Source organism: Butyricimonas hominis (genome assembly GCF_014287455.1).
Lineage (GTDB): Bacteria > Bacteroidota > Bacteroidia > Bacteroidales > Marinifilaceae > Butyricimonas > Butyricimonas muris.
The window spans coordinates 625,401-644,648 of sequence record NZ_JACOOH010000002.1 but is presented as its reverse complement, the minus strand read 5'-3'; the positions used below and the strand labels follow the sequence as shown (position 1 = coordinate 644,648).

Here is a 19,248-nt window from a genome sequence, read left to right as displayed (position 1 = left end):
TTCGAGTTTTGGTTTTTGCAAAACTACAAATAATTTGTATTAATTAAAGCTTTACAGCCTTGTTTTTGGAGCTAACGGGTGATGAAAATAAAAGTCCGCCGGATTATTTCCAGCGGACTTTCAAACTATCTAATCCTAAATTATTTATTTACTTGTAAGTCTTTCCGGTAAGTTCACCTCGAAGAACCATTAAGCCGTTCATCGCCAGAGCTCTCATTTCATCCTCTCCGCCGTAAGCTTTCACGGGAGCGATGAAACCCACCATTTCTTTCACGTAATCCACGAGGAAAGGATTGTAAGCGATTCCCCCGGTCAACAGGATTCCATCCACTTTACCTTTCAACACGGCAGCCATCGCACCGATTGCCTTACCAACCTGATAGGACATGGCATCTTGAATTAATTTGTATTTCGGGTCTTCTTTGGCTTTCATTTCTACCTCATAAGCATCATTTGTGCCCAAGTGAGCCACCAAGCCGCCTTCGCCTTTAATCATTTTCTTGATTTCGGCTTCCGTTTTGGTACCGCTGAAACAAAGTTTCACGAGTTGCCCGGTCGGGAGAGAACCTGAACGTTCCGGTGAGAACGGACCGTCCCCGTCCAATGCGTTATTCACGTCGACAACACGTCCTTGCAGGTGTGCTCCAACGGAAACACCACCACCCAAGTGAGCCACGATTAAATTCGTGTCCTCGTATTTTTTGCCAATCTCTTTGGCATAGGTACGAGCGATTGCTTTTTGGTTCAATGCATGGAAGATTGAAACTCTCTTGAATGCTGGATGACCACTGACGCGTGCCACGTCTTGCAATTCGTCAACAACAACCGGGTCAGCGATATATGCTTTCGCTCCGTTTTTAAGCGATTTAGCGATATCGTTTGCGATTAAACCGCCTAAATTGGAAGCATGTTCACCAAGAGGGGGATTATTCAAGTCATGAATTAATGCTTCATTTACCTCGTATACACCAGATTCGATAGGTTTAACTAAACCACCTCTTCCAACAATGGCTTGAATTTCGTTAATATCAAATCCGGCGTTTTTTAATTCGGAGAGAATGATATCTTTTCTAAATTGGAATTGAGAAGCCACGTTGTCGAATTGGGCAATCTCTTCTGCTGAATGCTTAATGTTTTTTACAAACTTCTCGTTTTCGTCCTCGAATATAGCGATTTTCGTGGATGTTGAACCCGGGTTAATCGCGAGAATTTTAAATGACATAGTTCTAACTGTTATATTTATATTAATAATTATTCTTTTTCGCACGTTTTGAGGCTGCAAAATTTATAAATTGTAAGCAAAACTCAAAGAAAAAGTGATAATTTATTTGTAATAGAGAATCAATCCGAATAAGCCGACAAATATAAAGTATCAATCATCGCTTGTGCCGCCAGTTTCAAGTAATGGGAGGTATTCGTGATGGAGTCGTGTACGGAACGGGCATAAGTGACCAAGGTGAACACTTTGTCGAAATAGGGAATTGCCTGTTTTTCAGCGAGTCCTACAATAGCGTAAACCGGTATATTTCGCTCTCTGCACAAGGAAGCTACCGTACCGGGTATCTTGCCATAAAGCGATTGTAGATCAATTTTACCTTCCCCCGTGATGACGACAGCCGCTCCGGATAGATGTTCCCGGAAACGGGCGAGAGAAAGGCAATATGATGAGCCGGATACAAGACGGGCATTCAACAAGGCATACATGGCTGCCGTGATGCCTCCCGCCGCACCGCCATGTTTCAAGTTACACACTTCTTTGCCTGTTTTAGCGTGTAGTAAATCGGCAAAATAACGCAATTGTTTATCCAGCATGATAACTTGTTCGGGAGAGGCACCTTTCTGTGGACCAAACACGGATGCGGCTCCTTCCGGCCCGCAAAGCGGATTGTCAACATCGCAAAGAATAGTTATACGGATATCTTTAAATTTTTGCTGTAAGTATTCTATGTCAATATCCTTAATATCTGTAATATGGTTGTTGTTTTTACTCTCCTCGTTTACAATTGTCAAACCCATTTCCAAAAGAGCCCCGGTACCGCCGTCAACACTGGCGCTTCCCCCGACACAAAGAATTAATTCCTTTGCCCCGTGTGCTATTGCATGGTTTATTAATATTCCGAATCCGGTTGTAGTCGCGTTTAAAATGTCATATTCTTCCCGTTTCAAGTGTTTCAGACCACAGGCAGCCGCGAGTTCTATGATAGCGGTATTTTCATGCATAAAATAGGATGCGGTATGCTCTCTTCCCAGTGCATCTTTTGTCAGCGTTTTAACGGGAATCGCGTCTAAATACCATGCAATTATTTCGGCAGTTCCATCGCCGCCATCACCCAGCGGGAGCGACACAGTAGACAAGCCACATTCTTCAAATTCCGCCGCCACGACTTTACAAAAATCAAAAGCATTTATACTCCCTTTGAAAGCATTGGGAGCGATCAGAATATGACGTCCGTTCAAAAAGTTCATCGCTTAAATATTATCGGGCAAGGGAGGTCCGAATTTTGTGCTTCTATCGTCTGCCAACAGTTTTTTCTTGTCATGGAAGTTTTTGCAATAGGCAGGATCGAACAAATTTCTGTCCGGCCATTCTTTTACCCGGTTCATTGCTTGGTATACCATGCTTTCTATTTTCTGCGGGAAATGAGGTCCGGTCCAATTACTTGTGTTTGTCACGAAAGCCCAACAAAAACCATCATGTTGACGCTTGAGCATTGCACTGGTGCCAGCCAATGTACCGGAACGTAACCAATCTCCGCGACCATTTGTTTTCATCCAACCGATAGGCAAAGAGAAACCCGGGCAACTAACCATGGTGTTGATGCTGTTCTGACTTAATACATCCGGATAGGAATCGTCCCCGTCTATCGCAGCCAAGAAACATAATAATTCAGTAGGAGAGGCAACCCAACCACCGGCTCCGGAAAGAGCTTCTATGTTATTTCCGCCGTTACTGCGAGGGAGTAAGGTATCTCTACCATCACAGGCACGGATTAGATCGGCATCCGCCTGTTCGTAGTAACGTACCTCGTTCAAATAACGTTCTTCATAAAGATTATGTGCCAGATGCATATCATAACATCCCGCGGGGATTAAGATATTATCCTGAATGAAGCGTTCGTAATCTTCCCCGGCAACTTGCTCGATGATCTTGGTCAGGATACCATACCCCACATTGGAATAATTGGTACTTGTGCCGGGAGTAAAACCCAAACGTCTTGATAATACGAACTTGATAACCGTGTTGAGGTCGGCAGGCGCGGGAACATCCATTTTCTTCGCGATATCCACGGGATTGAACATCGGATCTCCGTAACGTGCGGTGAAACCACCTTGATGCCGGAGTAAATTTTCAACGGTAATGTTTTTGGCTCTTTTATCCTTGATCGGGTAATATAGCGTCGTGTCGTTCAATATCCCGTCCTCTCCGAAAACCTTGTCATCCAAAGATAATTTGCCGTTTTCGACTAACTTCATGATGCCTGCCGCGGTGATTAATTTGGAAACCGAAGCAATACGGAAGATATGATTCACGTCTGTTTTTATTCCGTTTTCTTCATCCGCGTACCCGTATCCTTTACTGTAAATTAATTTCCCGTCTTTCATAATCGCCAACGATGCACCTTTTATTTCCCATTGACGCATAAATCGTTCGATGGTATTATCTAAACGTTTGGTTTCGTCAAGATCGGAATATTCATTGGTGAATAAATCATGTATGGCTATGGCTAACGTATCCTGAGGGGGAATTTCTTCAACTTGGATCTTTTCGGGGTGAGATTTCCAAGGGATAGTAATAAGTACAACAAAAATTAATATCAGTAGTATCGTGTATTTCATTATATGCTATTAAAAAATCAAAGCGTAACATTCTATGACAAAAGGATGTTACGCTTGCAATATTAAGAAAAATGTATTTCCTATCAAAACAAATTCGTGTAAAACAGTTCTAAAAATTCTTATTTAACAAATCGAAGTAATATTCCATAACTCGGACAAGCAGAGGATGGTGAGGATCAAAGGTAATATTGTCTATATGCAATATGGGCAATACCAATGGAGAAGTACCCGTGATGAAGGCTGCTTCATAAGTGGATAAGTCTTTGTAAGCCACTCGTTTTTCTTCAACCCGGATGTTATTTCCCTGACAGATGGTCAGTACCCGCTTGCGACTTGTTCCGGGTAATACATGAGGGAGAGGTGCCGTGAACAAGGTATTGTCTTTGATAAAAAATACGTTGGAGCGAGAGCCTTCCGTGATAAAATTCTCGTCATCAATGAGTAATACCTCGTGTACGCCTTGTTCGCCGATGATTTTATTTGTCATTTCCCGCAAACCGGAATTAATGTATTTGACCTCGGCGTTTTCCCGCATGGCACGGCAAGTTACCGTGTCAACTCCGTGCTGATAGTCTTCTTCTCTCGGGTAGGAGTGTTTTATCTGGTAAACATACTCGTCAACTCCCGTGGGGGAAACGTGTAGTACATATTTTATATTACCTTCCTTGATATGTTCGAGTTCAATCAAACGCTTCAGTTTTTCTTCCACGTGCAAGGTTGTCAAGTCTATATCCAGACCTGATTTTTTAATTGAATTATCCAGCCTTAACAAGTTATCATTCATGAAAATGACATTGCCTCTAAAAACTCGGCAGACTTCATATATACTTAATCCGTGATTTAAAATATCTTCGGAATATTCTTTATTATCTATCGGTTGGTTGTTAAATAGCATCATAATTTATCTCCTTAGTTATCGCGGTGCAAATTTATGGTTTAAAACGATTATATAGACAGAAATGTTTATAAAAATCATATTTGTAACTTTCGATTATTCGCGTTACTTTTGACTATGATATGGAAGCAGAAGAACAAATAGAAAGAAGCGAGCATTTTTTGCGTGAAGTGGTTGAAAAAGAAATTGCTAAATTACAAGGTGTCGGGCTGTCATACATGCAGTTTGTCATCATGGGACAGGCTATTGAGGTATTGGGGAGTTTCTTGGATAACAAACCTATGAAGGCCAAGGGACAATCGGCCAAACGTTTTTCTCTTGCCGTGAAGAAATTGTTCGGGGGACGTTATCGTCAATTGAATGACAATTCTTTCCTGTACGATAAACTGCGCAATCAAATGACTCACACGTTTATTCCCGGTGGGGATTTGATTCTATTGAATCAATCGGAAAATACCAACGGGTATAAGCATTTGCAAATGACCAACGGGAAATTGGTGTTGATATCAGAGATTTTTTACGAGGATATATGCAAGGCATGCGAACGCTTGCTGGAAGCGTTGAAAAGTGGGGTTTTACCACCTAAAAATATTGCTTATTAGTTATGGAACAAGAGAGAATCATATTGATTGGAGCGGGAAACGTGGCACATCATTTAGCGGCAGCTTTATTAAAAGCGGGGGAGAATTTATGTCAGATATACAGTCGCACGCTTGAATCTGCCCGCCTGCTGGGAATGAAAACGGGAATAGCCTACACGGCAGAAATGAGCGAGATTTATCCCGATGGAGATATTTATATATTTTGTGTAAGTGATGATTCGTTAGCGTCTTTGTTAAAGACAATTAGAATTAAAGAAGAAGCGTTGTTACTACATACTTCCGGAAGTTTGCCGATGGATATACTCAAGCCTTACTCAAAGAATTATGGTGTACTGTATCCGGTTCAGACTTTTTCGAAAAAAAGGGATTTGGATTTTGATGAGATTCCTTTGTGTATCGAGGGGAGTTCGCCGAATGTTTTAGGAAAAATCAAGATGTTGGCAGAGAAGTTATCCGGTAAAATATACGCGATAAATTCTATGCAGCGCAAAGAATTACACCTCGCTGCCGTTTTTGCCTGCAATTTCCCGAATTATTTGTATAGTGTGGCGGGAAAATTGCTGGAAGAACATGGATTGTCATTCGCGATGTTGCGTCCGTTGATATTCGAAACTGCGCACAAAGTGATGTTGTTGACGCCGGAAGAAGCACAAACCGGACCTGCAAGACGGGGAGACGAGGGAATTATGAATATGCACAAGAGCATGTTGAAGAATAATAAAGATTTATTGAAGATATACACGTTATTGTCGGACGGAATCAAAGAGGCGCAAGTGAAAGAGGGAACGGATGATTCGAAAGCATCTCCCGCGGAAAGCGTGGATATGCCGACATTATGGTAGATAAAATTAAAATGATATAACATGAAACTGTTCAAAGAAGAATTGAAAAAAGTGGAAGCTTTCGCGTTTGACGTGGATGGTGTTTTCTCTCGTCACGAGATGAACATAACCCCGGAGGGAGATTTGGTACGGACATCTTGCACGAAAGACGGTTATGCCATGATGTATTGCGTGAAAAAAGGATATCCCGTGTGTATTATTTCCGGTGGTTATGCTCCCGGGGTAAAGGAACGTTTTAATAAGTTGGGCGTTACGGAAGTCTATTTAGGGGTGGCAAACAAGGTGGAAGCGTTGAACGAGTTTCTCGAAAAATATAATTTGAATCCTGAAAACGTGATGTATATGGGGGATGATATACCAGACTACAACGTGATGACGATAGTGGGAATGCCTGTATGTCCGGCAGATGCTTGCGAGGAAATCAAATCGATTTCACGCTATATATCAGATACCCCGGGTGGATTGGGGTGCGTGCGTGATGTTGTAGCCCAAGTACTGAAAGCCAAAGGGGAATGGATGGATACCCAGTGCCACGTGAAATGCATGTAATGACAAACAACTGACGTATGTTGGAAATTTTCAAATTAATACGATTAAGAACAATCGCTTTCACGGCATTCACGATGTATGCCATGCGTTATCTGGTTGTTCTGCCTGTCTTGAACAAGGAAGGCTTCTCGTTACAAATGCCGGAACGTGATTTTTCGTTTCTGGTGATTGCCGTGTGTTGTCTGGTATCGGCTGCTTACGTGATAAACGACTATTTTGATACCAAGGCTGACCGGATTTCGGGTAGCAGGCATGTGATTGTGGGGAAAACAATCAGTCGTCGCACCGCTATCACGCTTCATACCTTGTTGAACGTGGTTGCCGTGGGGATAGCGTTTTATCTTGCGCAAAGTATTCAGCATAGTGAAATCGTATTTCTATTTTTGATTATTTCCCTTATTCTATGGTTTTATTCTTCCCGCTTCAAAAAGTATTTTATATGGGGTAATTTATGCGTTGCCTTTTTGGCGGGATTGATTCCTTTGACGGTTATCACGTTTGAAATACCGCTGTTGAGTGACGTGTACTCGGATGTTGTCGTGAAAAACCATGTCGGATTTGCTTCGGTATTCTATTGGACACTTTGTTTCTCGTATCTTTTGTTCTTTAACATGTTGATATACGAGATCAACAAGGATATTTACAGCGTGAATGGCGATCGGGCAGAAGGAATCACTACAATACCCGTGAAATGGGGAATTTCTGCCACGCGAACTTTATTGACAGGATTGACAATACTGGTAATTTCTTCCTTGATTACGTTTTTCTTGTGGAAATTCTCGGAAAGTGTGCTTGCCGGAATATACATGGTAATATTTCTAATTTTACCTTATATTGGGTATGCGCTGGTTATCCGCCGCAAGGGATGTATGAAAGTTCAGTTACGATTGATTCGGACACTTATGGTTTTATGCATGTTACTGAGTCTGTTTGTTCATACAACGCTTAAATAATTTATGACAGAAATGCACTCTATAAAGAATTATAAACTTGTATTAGCTTCTGCGTCTCCCCGAAGACAACAATTAATGAAAGACGCGGGGTTTACTTTCGAGGTTAGATTAAAAGATGTAGAAGAAAAATATCCGGACGGGTTGGCTTTGGAGAAAGTTCCTGAATACTTGTCACGGGTGAAAGCCGAGGCTTTTCGAGATGAATTAAAACCCGATGAAGTGTTGGTTACTGCCGATACTGTAGTTTGTATTCATGATAAAATACTGGGTAAACCTACCGGTCGGGAAGATGCCATACGTATGTTGCAGGAATTGTCCGGTGCCCGTCATTTGGTGGTGACCGGGGTTTCCGTCACGACATGTACCAAACAATTGTCTTTCTCGTCTTTTACAAATGTATTTTTCAAAGCGCTATCTATCGAAGAAATAGAATATTACGTGGATACATATAAACCTTTTGACAAAGCGGGAGCTTACGGTATACAGGAATGGATTGGTTACATCGGTATCGAACGTATCGAGGGATCGTTTTACAATGTCATGGGACTTCCGGTGCAGAAGTTGTATGAAACGTTGCGAATGTTACAATTCTAAATATATATAACTATTTAAAATACCAGTAAATGAGAAAAATTACATTATGCTTCTTGGCTTTCATTCTGATTGCCTTACCGGGTTTTGCTGATGAAGGGATGTGGATCCCGATGTTGTTGAAAAAATACAACATTGAAGACATGCAAAAGGCCGGTTTTAAACTAACTGCTGAAGATATTTACGATATCAATCAGGCTTCGTTGAAAGATGCCGTGGTTGGATTGGGAAGAGAGGGGTCGCCTTTTCAGCATTTCTGTACTGCGGAAATCGTGAGTGACCAAGGATTAATGATAACCAATCATCATTGTGCTTTCGGAATGATACAAGCTCACTCGAGTTTGGAACATAATTACTTGCGTGACGGTTTTTGGGCAAAGTCGTTACAAGAAGAGTTGATGAATCCCGGCACCACGGCTTCAATCCTTGTGCGAATGGAAGACGTGACGGATAAAATCAATGCCGCATTGAACGATAATATGTCTGAACAAGAACGGGCAGAGAAGGTAAAAGAGATTAGCCGTAAGTTGGAAGCCGAAGCTGTTAAAGGCACAAATTTACAAGCAAATATCAAACCTTATTTCAACGGGAATCAATATTTCATGTCTATTTTCAAAATCTTCCGGGATGTACGTTTAGTAGGTGCTCCTAACTCGGCTATCGGCAAATTCGGCGGGGACACGGATAATTGGACATGGCCTCGTCACACGGGTGATTTTTCCGTTCTCCGTATTTATGCAGGACCGGATAATGAACCGGCAGCGGTTTCACCGAATAATGTTCCTTACAAACCGGCTAAATTTTTCAAAGTTTCTGCACGGGGTGTGAAAGAAGGTGATTTTACTATGGTATTCGGTTATCCCGGAACAACGAACGAGTACTTGACTTCTTATGCTATCGACCAGATAGCGAACGTGGAAGACCCACACAAGATCAAGATTCGGACGGCAAAACTGGACGTGATCAATGCAGCTATGGAGTCTGACGAGTTATTACGTATTAAATATGCCGCTAAAGCTGCCAACGTGGCTAACGCATGGAAGAAATGGCAAGGGGAGATTAAGGGATTAGATCGTTTCAACACGGCGGATAATAAACGTGTTCTGGAACAGAATTTCAATCAATGGGCACAAGCGAACGGGAAATCTCAGTATATCGGTTTGACCGATCGTTATAAAGAATTATATGCAGCCCGCGAGGAATATATTCTTGCCGCGGCTTATGCGATGGAAGCCGGATTAAACGGTGCTGAAGTGATAGGTCTGGCCCGGAATATAAAGGGAGCTTTGGAGTATTTTGACAAAGCTGAGGACAAGGATAAGTTCAAGCAAACGATAAAAGATTATGTGACGTCCTTTTATAAAGATTATGATCCTGCCACGGATGAACGTATTCTGGTTGAAATGCTTAAATTGTATAATAACAAGGATTTAGGAGAGCAATGGATTCCGGGAGTGATTCGTGATATCAAAGGAAATAATTACGAACGCCATGCGGCAGATGTTTTCAAAAAATCCATTTTTACTCATGAAGAGCGCTTGTTGGCCTTCGTGGATAAATTGAACGCCAAAACGGTTAAAAAGCTCGAGAAGGATCCGATTTACCAAATGATGGAAGGTATTCAAAACTTACGTTCCGAAAAAATCAATCCCGAGTTAAGTCGTATAGAACGGGAGTTGGTTACTCTGAATCGGTTGTGGATGGCCGGTTTGATGGAGATGCAACCCGATAAAGTGTTCTATCCGGATGCTAATTCCACGTTACGAATTGCTTACGGTAAAGTGTCCGGTTACAAGGCTTTGGATGCCGTCTATTACACGCCGTATACCACGTTGAAAGGGATTATGGAAAAGGATAACCCGAATATCTACGATTATGATGTACCTCAAAAATTACGGGATCTTTACAAGAATCGGGATTTCGGTCCGTACACGCAAGACGGGGAAGTACCGGTTTGTTTCATTGCTACCAATCATACGACGGGCGGTAACTCCGGTAGCCCGGTATTGGATGCCGAGGGTAACCTAATCGGTTTGAATTTTGACCGTGCATGGGAAGGTGTGATGTCGGATATGCAATACAGTCCGGAAATCTGTCGGAATATTGCGGTTGACATTCGCTTCGTGCTTTTCATCATTGACAAGTACGCCGGGGCAAAACATCTGATCGAGGAGATGGAGATCATTCGGTAGAGGTTTGCAATATACTTGCTTATAAAGTCTGTAAAATCAGTATATTTTGATTTTACGGACTTTATAGTTTTATGTAATCGGCTATAATTATTATAAGACAATAATTATCTTTGCGTATTGAGTATAAATATCGTCTTATGGTACTAATCAATAATTCCTTTGTGTTTATTGGCAGACAAGAGTTGTACTGAAAAAGATCTTTAGTTTATGATATATAAAAACGAAATCATATTACAACCTCTGTTTAATGAAGATATACCCTTGTTTAATAGTTGGCTGAACAAGGAATATATCTACAAATGGTTGTGCCCGAATGGAGAAGAACAAAGAGAGGCTTGGTTGGATGAAGTAAATAATAGAAATGGTAAGTATGATTTTATAAAACATTTTATTATTCACTATAAGGATAGGAAAATAGGGTATTGCCTTTATGCAGATTGCTTCTTTCTGAAAGATTTAGAGGAAGAAGGCCATGATTTTGAGAGCTTGTATAGAGACGTTGTCGAAGAGAACCACACTTATGAAATTGGTTATTTGATTGGTGAAGAAGAGTACCTGAATAAAGGTATCGGCAAAATAGTTATTCAGAAGTTGGAAGAAAAAATCATTGAAATTGGTGGGCGTGAAATATCGGCAGACCCTTCTGAAGAAAACACGTTCTCGATAAAGGCTTTGTTAAGTAATGGGTTTTATAAAAAGAATGATGGAGATTATAGAAAAATAGTTATCGAAAGAGATTCCGGAGAGGCTATAAAAGTCATGAGCGGAAGAAAAATTCTTCCGCTCATGACTAGGTTAAAAGTGTAGTATAGATTATCTTTTATGCCAGTCGTTTGTTTACAACGTCCCAATTGATAATATTCCAATAATTCTCGATGTATTTCGGGCGAGCGTTCTGAGTGTCCAAATAATAAGCGTGCTCCCAAACGTCGATGGTTAATATCGGTTTCTTGCCATGTTTCAATGGGGTGTCGGCGTTGCTTGTTTGCATGATTTCCAATTTCCCGTCTTTGTCGACAACCAACCAGCCCCAACCCGAACCAAATAAGGTAGTGGCTGCTTTGGCAAACGCTTCTTTGAAAGCATCAAAGTTCCCGAACGATTTATCTATCAATTCTTTTATTTTTCCGGTAGGAGCAACCTTTGCTGCATTATGCGGTTGGAATGTTTCGAAATAGAAAATATGGTTGTAAGTTTGTGCGGCATTATTGAATATTCCGCCCTCTGATTTGATCACGATACCTTCCAGACACATTTTTTCAAACTCGGTTCCGGCAATCAGGTTGTTCATGTTCGTGATATAGGTAGCAAGGTGTTTACCATAGTGGTATTGAATCGTTCTCTCGCTAATATAGGGTTCTAATGCATTTTCCTTGTAGGGGAGAGCAGGTAATTGAAATTTATTGTCTGCACCTCTTTTGTTGATCATATCAGATGATATCAACACGTCTAAATCTTTAAATTCTTCTGGTTTCATATCCTTATGTTTTAAATTAAACTGTCTTTAAATTTAGTAATTCTAATGGATAGAAACGATAAGTTATAAAAAAAGTTTCATTAATCGGAAGATATTTTTAGAGAATATGAAGATAAAAATGGAAAGAAACCAATAATATAGAGGGGTATCCGACGAAAATACTTAAAAACAAATAATTTAGGAGAAATGCTTAGGAATATATAAAAATGCTATGAAGCGTTTGGAATTTTAAAATTTTCCCCGGCATGTTAGTGGCCGGGGAAAAGTATGAATTAGCGAACAAGGACGGGACCAAATTCTAATTTAGTGATTTTGTTGGAAATGTTCTGTACTGCAGTTGTAACACCGGGTAAAACTTCTTCGGGAATAACTTCTGCTGCTACTAGTATACGGGGAATCATACTAATAATAGTTTTTGCATATGTTGTATTCACATAAAGAGTTAATTTTCCATCTTTGAAGAAATAATTCAAATCAATAGACGCTACTGCTTCGGGAATCATATTATTGGTTATCGTTTTGAAATCCTCACTTTGAGTGCTGATTTTAAGTACAGTTCCCTGTATCTCGTAAGTGGTTTTAATCTTTTGATCTTTCTTGTCTTTAGTGATTAGGATTTCTAATTCACTATCAGATAAAAAATTGATCCCTCTGAAATACTCTTGCATTTGTTGCTTAGCATAAGGTGCTAAAAGTTTTTTTACATCAGCTACTGGAATTTTTCCATCCGGATATAAAACAGCAATTGCAGCTTTTATTTCAGCAGGTAGTATACTAAGGAAATCGCTTATATCAATTTTATTTTCCGCATATTCTAATTCTAAATATACATCACCTTTTGAACCATAATTCCAAACTCCAGTGAGTTCTTCATCACCATCATTTTTGTCATCATCGCTACACGAGAAGCACACGAATGCTGCAAATAACACAGCTACTAAATACATTAATTTGTTTTTCATACTAGATTAATTAAAAGATTTGTCATTTAAATTTTAATGGTTATCGATGCCCCGAATCGTGATGGAGCTCCGGATTGACCGGAATTCAGGTATTCGGGTAAGTTTTTGCCTACCGGACTGTTGAACATGTAGCAGAAAAAGGCTTTATTCAAGATATTTTTCCCCCACACGTGAAAGTCTATGTATTTCCCTGAAACGCCAAAATTCATATTCCACAAGAAATAAGGATTTTGTTTCAAGGTATTTGCTTCGTCGAAATATTGTTTGCCAAAACCTGTCACGGAAGTCGTTGCCATGAAAGACTGAAATAAAGGTGTTTTCACTTTCTTTTGGTAAGAGAATCCCGTGTTCAACGTAAATTCCGGAGCCATCACGATTTTATTACCCTCGTATGCTTTAGTCAAATGGTGATAGTACTCGGAATTACTGTACCCTGATGAAAGAAAATAGGTGAGGTGAGGCATGCATTCCCATGTCAGATCCATTTCCGCACCGAAACTACGTGCATCTCCGGCGTTCTTTATGATCGGTCCCATCATCTCCATCACGAAGATTTGCTGATCTTTCCAATCAATATAAAAAATAGCGGCATTCACGTTGAAACGTCCGTTTTGGCTGAAATACTTTGTCCCGATCTCGTAATTCCAAAGGGTTTCCTTATCATACTCCAATTTTACGACCTGCGAGGTCATATCATTCGCTATGATATTATAGCCTCCCGCTTTGTATCCCTTGGCTATGCTGGCATAAGCCGATAGTTGCCCGTTCCACTTTTTCAACACGGAGAATTTCGGCAGCCAAGCGCTGTACGAGTTATCTTCCTCCCAATCATGGAACCCAGAAAAGCTGTTTGCCTTGTGGAATAACAAGCTATCCTTGTAATCGAGTGATGCCTTCTCGTAATCATATCGTAATCCCACGGTGACAAATACACCGGGAAGCAGATTTTTTAGAGTGACTTGCCCGTAACCTGCGATACCCCACGTACTCGTGTTATTGTAATACAACGTCTTATCCAAATCCAAGGGGAGCAATAAATGGCGTTCAGTCCCGAAAGTAGCCAGATAATCGTTCGTCAAATTTTTGTAGAAACCGAATGTCCCGACAGTCCAATCCAATTTTTCACTCTCGGTGGACTGGTAATTGATCTCTTGTGTAACCAAGTTCTGCTTTGATTTTTTCCCGTTTCGGAACACGTCATGAAATGTAAAATCGGCATCCAATTCCTGCTTGTCTTTTGTCCATGAATAGGAGGTAATCCAGCTTAATGTCGTTCGGTCAAAAGTTTTCCGTGCGTTCACGTGGGCGGAAGCCAAGTCCCGTTTGTAAGAAGCATCGGCATCATAATTCACCCGGTAGCGATGTACTTTCAGTGAATCAATAGCATGATAGGCGTATCCGTCATCAAAACTATGATTATAATTTATGCCTAAAGCCACTTGCCAAGTATCATTCGTGTATAATTGTCCTTGATAGCGCAAGTTGTAAGAATCGGATTTATTGGTTTTTCCTCCCGTGAAATCGTTCTTGAAATACCCGTCTGTTCGGTTGTAAGAAAAAGACAATTTATTGTATACTACATTCCGGACGGGCAGATTTGCCGTTACCATGTAGTTCTGGGAGTTATAACTCGAAACCCCGGCTTTTGCCTGTAGGGTAAGTTTCGAGGCGGGGGGATTGGTTCTGATATTTATCAACCCGATAATACTATTTCTCCCGTACAGAGTGGTTTGCGGACCTCTCAGTACCTCGATCTGTTTAATATCATATAGATCGAAAATAAAGGCGTTCTTGTCAAAGACCGGAACTCCATCCACGTATAAGCCCACGGGCGGCGTTCCCGAAACGGTTCCTATTCCGCGCACGTAAAGCGGGGTGGAGAGTTTTAACCCACCTTCCTGCATGTAAAAATTGGGAATCATACCCGACAGATTACGCAAATCCGGTGTATTTTCATTCAGCAGATTTTTTCCCGAAATAACACTAAGTGCGACAGGAATTTCGCTGATAGACAATTCTCTTTTCTCGGCGGTGATAGTCACTTCCTGCAATTGTTTGATAGCGCTAAAAGTGGTATCATCCGACTGCATTACCTGTGAACGTTGGGCTGATAAAGAACCGCAAATTGTCATAAATAGCAAAGAGCTATATAATTTTCGCATATTTTTATCAATGATTAAATTGTTTGATGTGTCAATCATTTGTCCTAAGTTAAATACATAACGGACACTATAAAATACAGACACGTCGGGGGTGCCCTTAACGTTTTCAAGGTTAGACACGGAGCCTTGGATTCCGCGGGGGGAGTATAATATAGTCGCTCCGGACTATCAATACGCGGGATAAATATTTTCTTGACTTCAGTTTTTGTTTGTTTTTCATGTACTTCCTCATAATGGAGTACGTGATTACCGGTTAAATTATAAAAATGAACCGTATTCCCCGGAAGCGCTTCCGGGAGCTTTGTTTGTTCTTTCGGGTAGAAACATACCACGAAAAAAGCCGAAACAAGCAAGTAGACAAATATATTAACCGATGGTCCTATGAAAAACATGATGCAAATCTATAAAAATATTTCAAGTGTAATACAAAAAGTTGAATATTTCAATGTATTCGTAATAAGTATTGTTTCTAGTGTTAATCAAGGGTTATTTCGGGGTTATCTTTGCTCAACTTACTTACAAATCAGTTTTAACCCTCTTACAAGTATCCCGTTTAGTGATGTTGTAAGCGGGGTATAAGTGTTTCGTAAAGGGTGTGAGGTTTTATTACCCGGGGATAACCCTAGATTAAAGTTGGATAATCCATTGGTAAGCAATATACTTATTTATCTCTGTTGAACAGAAGCGTGAAACGTTAAAATTGGAATGGTTCTAAATTATAGTAAAATCAACAAGAAGATGTTGCGATTATAAAAAAGATAACGATATTTGCACTCGATATAATTTTGTAACAATTACAAATTAGCAATGAGTACAATTCAAGATACGAGAGAGTACATGCTACAATATGATATTAAACCGTCCGTACAACGAATGGCTATCATGGAATATCTCATGAAGAATAGGGTGCATCCCACGGCTGACGAGATATACGGGGCTTTGTACCCGACGATGCCTACTTTGTCGAAAACGACCGTGTACAATACTATGCGGTTGTTCATGGAGCAAGGTGCGATAAAAGCTCTCGTGATTGATGAAAAGAATGTTCGGTTTGACGTAGACACGAGCGATCATGCTCATTTCATGTGTTTAGGATGCGGGTGCGTGTACGACATCCCGATCGAGAACCGAGAAGCAATCGTGTTGGACGGGGTAGGAGAATTGCTCATCACGGAAACACACCTTTATTATAAAGGGTATTGCAAAAAATGCGCGGAAGAAAAAGGAAAAATCATATAATTAATAATTAAAACAAAGTGCGTTATGAAAAAATTTATTTGTACAGTATGTGGCTATGTTCACGAGGGAGATGAAGCTCCGGAATTTTGTCCTCAATGTAAACAACCGAAGAGCAAATTTAAAGAATTGGTAGAAACCGAGGGAGCGTTGACTTTTGTTGACGAGCATCGTTTAGGCGTTGCCAAAGGCGTTGACCCGGAAGTTTTGGAAGGATTAAGAGCTCATTTTAACGGGGAATGTTCTGAAGTCGGGATGTACTTGGCAATGAGTCGTCAAGCAGATCGTGAAGGTTACCCGGAGATCGCTGAAGCATTCAAACGTTACGCGTGGGAAGAAGCGGAACATGCTGCCAAATTTGCCGAGTTGCTGGGAGAATGCGTGTGGGATACCAAAACGAACTTGAAAAAACGTATGGAAGCAGAGGCAGGAGCCTGCGAGGATAAAAAACGGATCGCTACTTTAGCTAAAAAGTTGGATTTGGACGCAATCCACGATACTGTTCACGAGATGTGCAAAGACGAGGCACGCCACGGGAAAGGGTTTGAAGGACTTTACAACCGGTATTTTAAATAATCAAGGCAAAGCCTTGATGTTGCAGGTTACAGGTTCACGAGTTACAAGTTGTTTTATAAAACTTTTAATTTGTTGATTTGTAATTCATAACAAAAATCTATTTGGTAACTCGAATAGATTTTTGTTTTTTTATACTTTGCTAGTGTAACTTTGCTTATTCACTTTCCGTATTAAAGAGCAAATTCACTTAACATGGAAATTGTATGAGAACTTATAGATGCGAAGACGTCACTTTAACAGATAAAGGCATAGACAGCAAAGGATGGTTGTGTAACCCACAAGAAAAAGGGAGAAAACCGGCAATCATTGTTTTAGGACCCAAAAATACGTCAAATACCCCGGTATCATTACAATATGCCACTAGACTGGCAAATTACGGTTACGTTGTATTGGGGTTGGAAGAAACTCAAAACGTGAGAGCCGCTATTGATTACTTGAGTTTAAAGGACGAGGTTGATCCGGATAAATTATACGCTATCGGTATTTGTAACGGTACCAACGAGGTGTTGGCAGGTACGGAAGCGGATAAACGATTAAAAGCGATAGCCCTCGTGTCCGGTTGTTACAAGCGGAAAGAGGCTTCCAAAGTAAAAATACCTACCATTGTTATTCATGGCGGTGAAAACGAGAAAGAATATCAAGCGGCTCAACGCGTGTATGACACGATTCGAGCGGAAGAGAAGTTAGCGATTTGGGAAGGTTCTGTGACTCATGCCCAATATTTTGATGACCCGCTCGTGCTGGATAAAACAGTACGTAATGTATTCCGTTGGTTTAAAACACATTGACAACCACACTATATATTTCGAGGGGCTGCAATTGCGGCCCCTCGATTTCATTCCCACCACTTGTAAAAATGATGAACAGCCCCGTGTCCATGCCCGATCCGGTAATTCGCGGCAGCTTCTATTGCCCCATGCAAGTAATTAATAGCAGCTTGCACGGCCTCTTCCATGGAGTAATCGTGAGCGAGATACGCGGCAACGGCGGATGATAGTGAACATCCCGTACCATGCGTGTTCACCGTATTGATTTTTTTCATGGTGTACCGGTATTCCCGATCGTTCTTGTAATCAACCAGCACATCGGTTATTTCCTCGCATTCCAGATGTCCTGCTTTCAAGAGAATATTGCTGGCTCCGATATTCTTCATTTTAGGGATGGAAGCGTACAGGTCTTCCTGCGTGTTAATCTTCATTCCGGACAGTATTTCAATCTCGAACGTGTTCGGGGTAATCACGGAGGCAAGCGGGAAAAGTTCCTGTTGAAGCACCGCGATGGCCTCTCGCTGAACGAGAAGATCACCGGAAGTTGCTACCATAACCGGATCAACCACGATATGTTTTACAGGATAATCCTGCAATACTTTTACTATCGCGCGAATGACATCAACAGAATGTAACATACCGATTTTCACGGCATCAGCACCGATATCATCCAGACAAGCCCGTATCTGTGCTTCAATAACATGAACGGGGAGAGGCTCTATGGCTTTCACTCCCACGGTATTTTGAGCGGTTACGGCAGTTATGGCAGTCATGGCAAAACAACCACAAGCGGAGATCGCTTTCAAGTCGGCTTGAATTCCGGCTCCGCCTCCGCTATCCGAACCGGCTATGGATAAAACTCTTTTATAAGTCTTCATCGTAATTTGAATAATTAGAATGGTCTGGCGTACAGGATAAAGATAGTCGGACGCTTGTTGATGTCCGGTTTAACATGTTTCCAGTCCTTGATTTGCATTGTTTTTATATACTCGTTTTCTGTCGTGATATCACAAGCTACTGTGAGGCGTGTCACGGGAGAGAGAGAAGACACGATATCCTCGAATAGTTGCAGGTTGCGATAGGGTGTTTCAATAAATATCTGGGTACGGTTTTCTGCCGCGGATTGCTTCTCGTAAGTTTTCAGACTTTTTACTCGTTCCGAACGATTGACGGGAAGATAGCCGTTGAAAGAAAAATTCTGACCGTTGCACCCGGAAGCAATAAGCGCGAGCAGGATGGAGGAGGGACCGACAAGCGGCACCACTTGATAGTTGTGGCGATGTGCCAGCGCTACCAGTTCTGCCCCCGGATCAGCGATACCGGGACATCCGGCCTCTGATATAATACCCACGTCGTTGTCTTTCAAATAAGGTATATACGCCTCAATATCCTTGATGTCCGAATGTTCGTTCAGATCCAAAAAAGTCAGTTCATCGATGTGAATTGTTTTGTCTATTTTTTTCAAGTATCGACGGGTGTTTTTGACATTTTCCGTGGCAAAAATCCGGATACTTTTGATCGTGTCGATCACATCACGGGGAATAACCCCCTCGACTGTTGTTTCCCCTAGCAAATTAGGAAGCAAATATAATTTTCCCATAAATAAA

Annotated in this window: 19 protein-coding genes; 10 read left to right on the top strand and 9 right to left on the bottom strand. The window is 41.1% G+C overall.

Going from position 1 to position 19,248, the window contains the following annotated elements; translation table 11 throughout:
* Window positions 1–148: 148 nt before the first annotated feature.
* From buk to H8S64_RS06370, 4 genes are all read right to left on the bottom strand, one after another.
* Window positions 149–1,222 carry a butyrate kinase gene (gene buk, locus H8S64_RS06385; RefSeq protein ID WP_186975393.1) on the bottom strand — a complete coding sequence of 358 codons (1,074 nt, stop codon included), beginning with the start codon at window positions 1,220–1,222 and terminating at the stop codon, window positions 149–151.
* Between the two features lie 119 nt (window positions 1,223–1,341).
* Window positions 1,342–2,466 (bottom strand): glycerate kinase, encoded by a 1,125-nt coding sequence (locus tag H8S64_RS06380; protein WP_186975392.1) that lies wholly within the window; start codon window positions 2,464–2,466, stop codon window positions 1,342–1,344.
* 3 nt (window positions 2,467–2,469) lie between these two features.
* Complete coding sequence (locus H8S64_RS06375; protein WP_099292483.1) at window positions 2,470–3,837, bottom strand: serine hydrolase domain-containing protein; 1,368 nt, start codon at window positions 3,835–3,837, stop codon at window positions 2,470–2,472.
* A gap of 109 nt (window positions 3,838–3,946) precedes the next feature.
* Window positions 3,947–4,735 carry an aminotransferase class IV gene (locus tag H8S64_RS06370; RefSeq protein ID WP_186975391.1) on the bottom strand — a complete coding sequence of 263 codons (789 nt, stop codon included), beginning with the start codon at window positions 4,733–4,735 and terminating at the stop codon, window positions 3,947–3,949.
* 119 nt (window positions 4,736–4,854) lie between these two features.
* Between H8S64_RS06370 and H8S64_RS06365 the strand changes: the two genes are divergently transcribed.
* From H8S64_RS06365 to H8S64_RS06335, 7 genes are all read left to right on the top strand, one after another.
* Window positions 4,855–5,334, top strand: coding sequence for a hypothetical protein (locus H8S64_RS06365; RefSeq protein ID WP_099292481.1), 480 nt, complete (start codon window positions 4,855–4,857; stop codon window positions 5,332–5,334).
* Window positions 5,335–5,336: 2 nt separating this feature from the next.
* Window positions 5,337–6,176: a Rossmann-like and DUF2520 domain-containing protein gene (locus H8S64_RS06360; protein ID WP_099292480.1), complete on the top strand. Its 840-nt coding sequence runs from the start codon at window positions 5,337–5,339 to the stop codon at window positions 6,174–6,176.
* Window positions 6,177–6,197: 21 nt separating this feature from the next.
* Complete coding sequence (locus H8S64_RS06355; RefSeq protein WP_099292479.1) at window positions 6,198–6,725, top strand: KdsC family phosphatase; 528 nt, start codon at window positions 6,198–6,200, stop codon at window positions 6,723–6,725.
* Between the two features lie 17 nt (window positions 6,726–6,742).
* The gene (locus H8S64_RS06350; protein ID WP_186975390.1) at window positions 6,743–7,678 is read left to right on the top strand and encodes a geranylgeranylglycerol-phosphate geranylgeranyltransferase; all 936 of its coding nucleotides are present in this window, start codon (window positions 6,743–6,745) and stop codon (window positions 7,676–7,678) included.
* A 3-nt stretch (window positions 7,679–7,681) separates the two neighbouring features.
* The gene (locus H8S64_RS06345) at window positions 7,682–8,272 is read left to right on the top strand and encodes a Maf family nucleotide pyrophosphatase (protein WP_186975389.1); all 591 of its coding nucleotides are present in this window, start codon (window positions 7,682–7,684) and stop codon (window positions 8,270–8,272) included.
* Between the two features lie 29 nt (window positions 8,273–8,301).
* On the top strand, window positions 8,302–10,461 hold the full coding sequence (locus H8S64_RS06340; RefSeq protein ID WP_186975388.1) for a S46 family peptidase: 2,160 nt from the start codon (window positions 8,302–8,304) through the stop codon (window positions 10,459–10,461).
* Window positions 10,462–10,668: 207 nt separating this feature from the next.
* Complete coding sequence (locus H8S64_RS06335; protein WP_186975387.1) at window positions 10,669–11,268, top strand: GNAT family N-acetyltransferase; 600 nt, start codon at window positions 10,669–10,671, stop codon at window positions 11,266–11,268.
* A gap of 13 nt (window positions 11,269–11,281) precedes the next feature.
* Here the strand turns inward: H8S64_RS06335 and H8S64_RS06330 are convergent, their stop codons facing one another.
* The 3 genes from H8S64_RS06330 to H8S64_RS06320 all read right to left on the bottom strand — a co-directional run bounded on the left by H8S64_RS06330 (window position 11,282) and on the right by H8S64_RS06320 (window position 15,062).
* A complete protein-coding gene (locus H8S64_RS06330) occupies window positions 11,282–11,890 on the bottom strand; it encodes a superoxide dismutase (RefSeq protein WP_099294551.1) in 609 nt (202 codons plus the stop codon).
* Between the two features lie 320 nt (window positions 11,891–12,210).
* A complete protein-coding gene (locus tag H8S64_RS06325) occupies window positions 12,211–12,900 on the bottom strand; it encodes a hypothetical protein (RefSeq protein WP_141560962.1) in 690 nt (229 codons plus the stop codon).
* A 26-nt stretch (window positions 12,901–12,926) separates the two neighbouring features.
* The gene (locus H8S64_RS06320) at window positions 12,927–15,062 is read right to left on the bottom strand and encodes a TonB-dependent receptor (RefSeq protein WP_255469447.1); all 2,136 of its coding nucleotides are present in this window, start codon (window positions 15,060–15,062) and stop codon (window positions 12,927–12,929) included.
* A gap of 807 nt (window positions 15,063–15,869) precedes the next feature.
* Here H8S64_RS06320 and H8S64_RS06315 point away from each other — a divergent pair.
* The 3 genes from H8S64_RS06315 (at window position 15,870) to H8S64_RS06305 (ending at window position 17,662) form a co-directional block, all read left to right on the top strand.
* A complete protein-coding gene (locus H8S64_RS06315; protein WP_099292471.1) occupies window positions 15,870–16,301 on the top strand; it encodes a Fur family transcriptional regulator in 432 nt (143 codons plus the stop codon).
* Between the two features lie 24 nt (window positions 16,302–16,325).
* The gene (locus tag H8S64_RS06310) at window positions 16,326–16,874 is read left to right on the top strand and encodes an NADH peroxidase (RefSeq protein WP_027202454.1); all 549 of its coding nucleotides are present in this window, start codon (window positions 16,326–16,328) and stop codon (window positions 16,872–16,874) included.
* 203 nt (window positions 16,875–17,077) lie between these two features.
* Window positions 17,078–17,662 carry an alpha/beta hydrolase gene (locus tag H8S64_RS06305; RefSeq protein ID WP_099292470.1) on the top strand — a complete coding sequence of 195 codons (585 nt, stop codon included), beginning with the start codon at window positions 17,078–17,080 and terminating at the stop codon, window positions 17,660–17,662.
* Window positions 17,663–17,709: 47 nt separating this feature from the next.
* Here the strand turns inward: H8S64_RS06305 and thiD are convergent, their stop codons facing one another.
* Both thiD and H8S64_RS06295 read right to left on the bottom strand, forming a co-directional pair.
* The gene (thiD, locus tag H8S64_RS06300) at window positions 17,710–18,519 is read right to left on the bottom strand and encodes a bifunctional hydroxymethylpyrimidine kinase/phosphomethylpyrimidine kinase (RefSeq protein ID WP_099292469.1); all 810 of its coding nucleotides are present in this window, start codon (window positions 18,517–18,519) and stop codon (window positions 17,710–17,712) included.
* 14 nt (window positions 18,520–18,533) lie between these two features.
* On the bottom strand, window positions 18,534–19,241 hold the full coding sequence (locus H8S64_RS06295; protein WP_186975386.1) for an SAM-dependent methyltransferase: 708 nt from the start codon (window positions 19,239–19,241) through the stop codon (window positions 18,534–18,536).
* Window positions 19,242–19,248: the final 7 nt, after the last annotated feature.

Coding starts and splice junctions, on each gene's coding strand:
- H8S64_RS06320 (WP_255469447.1), bottom strand. CDS start 15,062: ATGCGAAAATTATATAGCTCTTTGCTATTTATGACAATTTGCGGTTCT.
- H8S64_RS06345 (WP_186975389.1), top strand. CDS start 7,682: ATGACAGAAATGCACTCTATAAAGAATTATAAACTTGTATTAGCTTCT.
- H8S64_RS06325 (WP_141560962.1), bottom strand. CDS start 12,900: ATGAAAAACAAATTAATGTATTTAGTAGCTGTGTTATTTGCAGCATTC.
- buk (WP_186975393.1), bottom strand. CDS start 1,222: ATGTCATTTAAAATTCTCGCGATTAACCCGGGTTCAACATCCACGAAA.
- thiD (WP_099292469.1), bottom strand. CDS start 18,519: ATGAAGACTTATAAAAGAGTTTTATCCATAGCCGGTTCGGATAGCGGA.
- H8S64_RS06340 (WP_186975388.1), top strand. CDS start 8,302: ATGAGAAAAATTACATTATGCTTCTTGGCTTTCATTCTGATTGCCTTA.
- H8S64_RS06350 (WP_186975390.1), top strand. CDS start 6,743: ATGTTGGAAATTTTCAAATTAATACGATTAAGAACAATCGCTTTCACG.
- H8S64_RS06315 (WP_099292471.1), top strand. CDS start 15,870: ATGAGTACAATTCAAGATACGAGAGAGTACATGCTACAATATGATATT.
- H8S64_RS06310 (WP_027202454.1), top strand. CDS start 16,326: ATGAAAAAATTTATTTGTACAGTATGTGGCTATGTTCACGAGGGAGAT.
- H8S64_RS06370 (WP_186975391.1), bottom strand. CDS start 4,735: ATGATGCTATTTAACAACCAACCGATAGATAATAAAGAATATTCCGAA.
- H8S64_RS06360 (WP_099292480.1), top strand. CDS start 5,337: ATGGAACAAGAGAGAATCATATTGATTGGAGCGGGAAACGTGGCACAT.
- H8S64_RS06365 (WP_099292481.1), top strand. CDS start 4,855: ATGGAAGCAGAAGAACAAATAGAAAGAAGCGAGCATTTTTTGCGTGAA.
- H8S64_RS06335 (WP_186975387.1), top strand. CDS start 10,669: ATGATATATAAAAACGAAATCATATTACAACCTCTGTTTAATGAAGAT.
- H8S64_RS06355 (WP_099292479.1), top strand. CDS start 6,198: ATGAAACTGTTCAAAGAAGAATTGAAAAAAGTGGAAGCTTTCGCGTTT.
- H8S64_RS06305 (WP_099292470.1), top strand. CDS start 17,078: ATGAGAACTTATAGATGCGAAGACGTCACTTTAACAGATAAAGGCATA.
- H8S64_RS06295 (WP_186975386.1), bottom strand. CDS start 19,241: ATGGGAAAATTATATTTGCTTCCTAATTTGCTAGGGGAAACAACAGTC.
- H8S64_RS06380 (WP_186975392.1), bottom strand. CDS start 2,466: ATGAACTTTTTGAACGGACGTCATATTCTGATCGCTCCCAATGCTTTC.
- H8S64_RS06375 (WP_099292483.1), bottom strand. CDS start 3,837: ATGAAATACACGATACTACTGATATTAATTTTTGTTGTACTTATTACT.
- H8S64_RS06330 (WP_099294551.1), bottom strand. CDS start 11,890: ATGATCAACAAAAGAGGTGCAGACAATAAATTTCAATTACCTGCTCTC.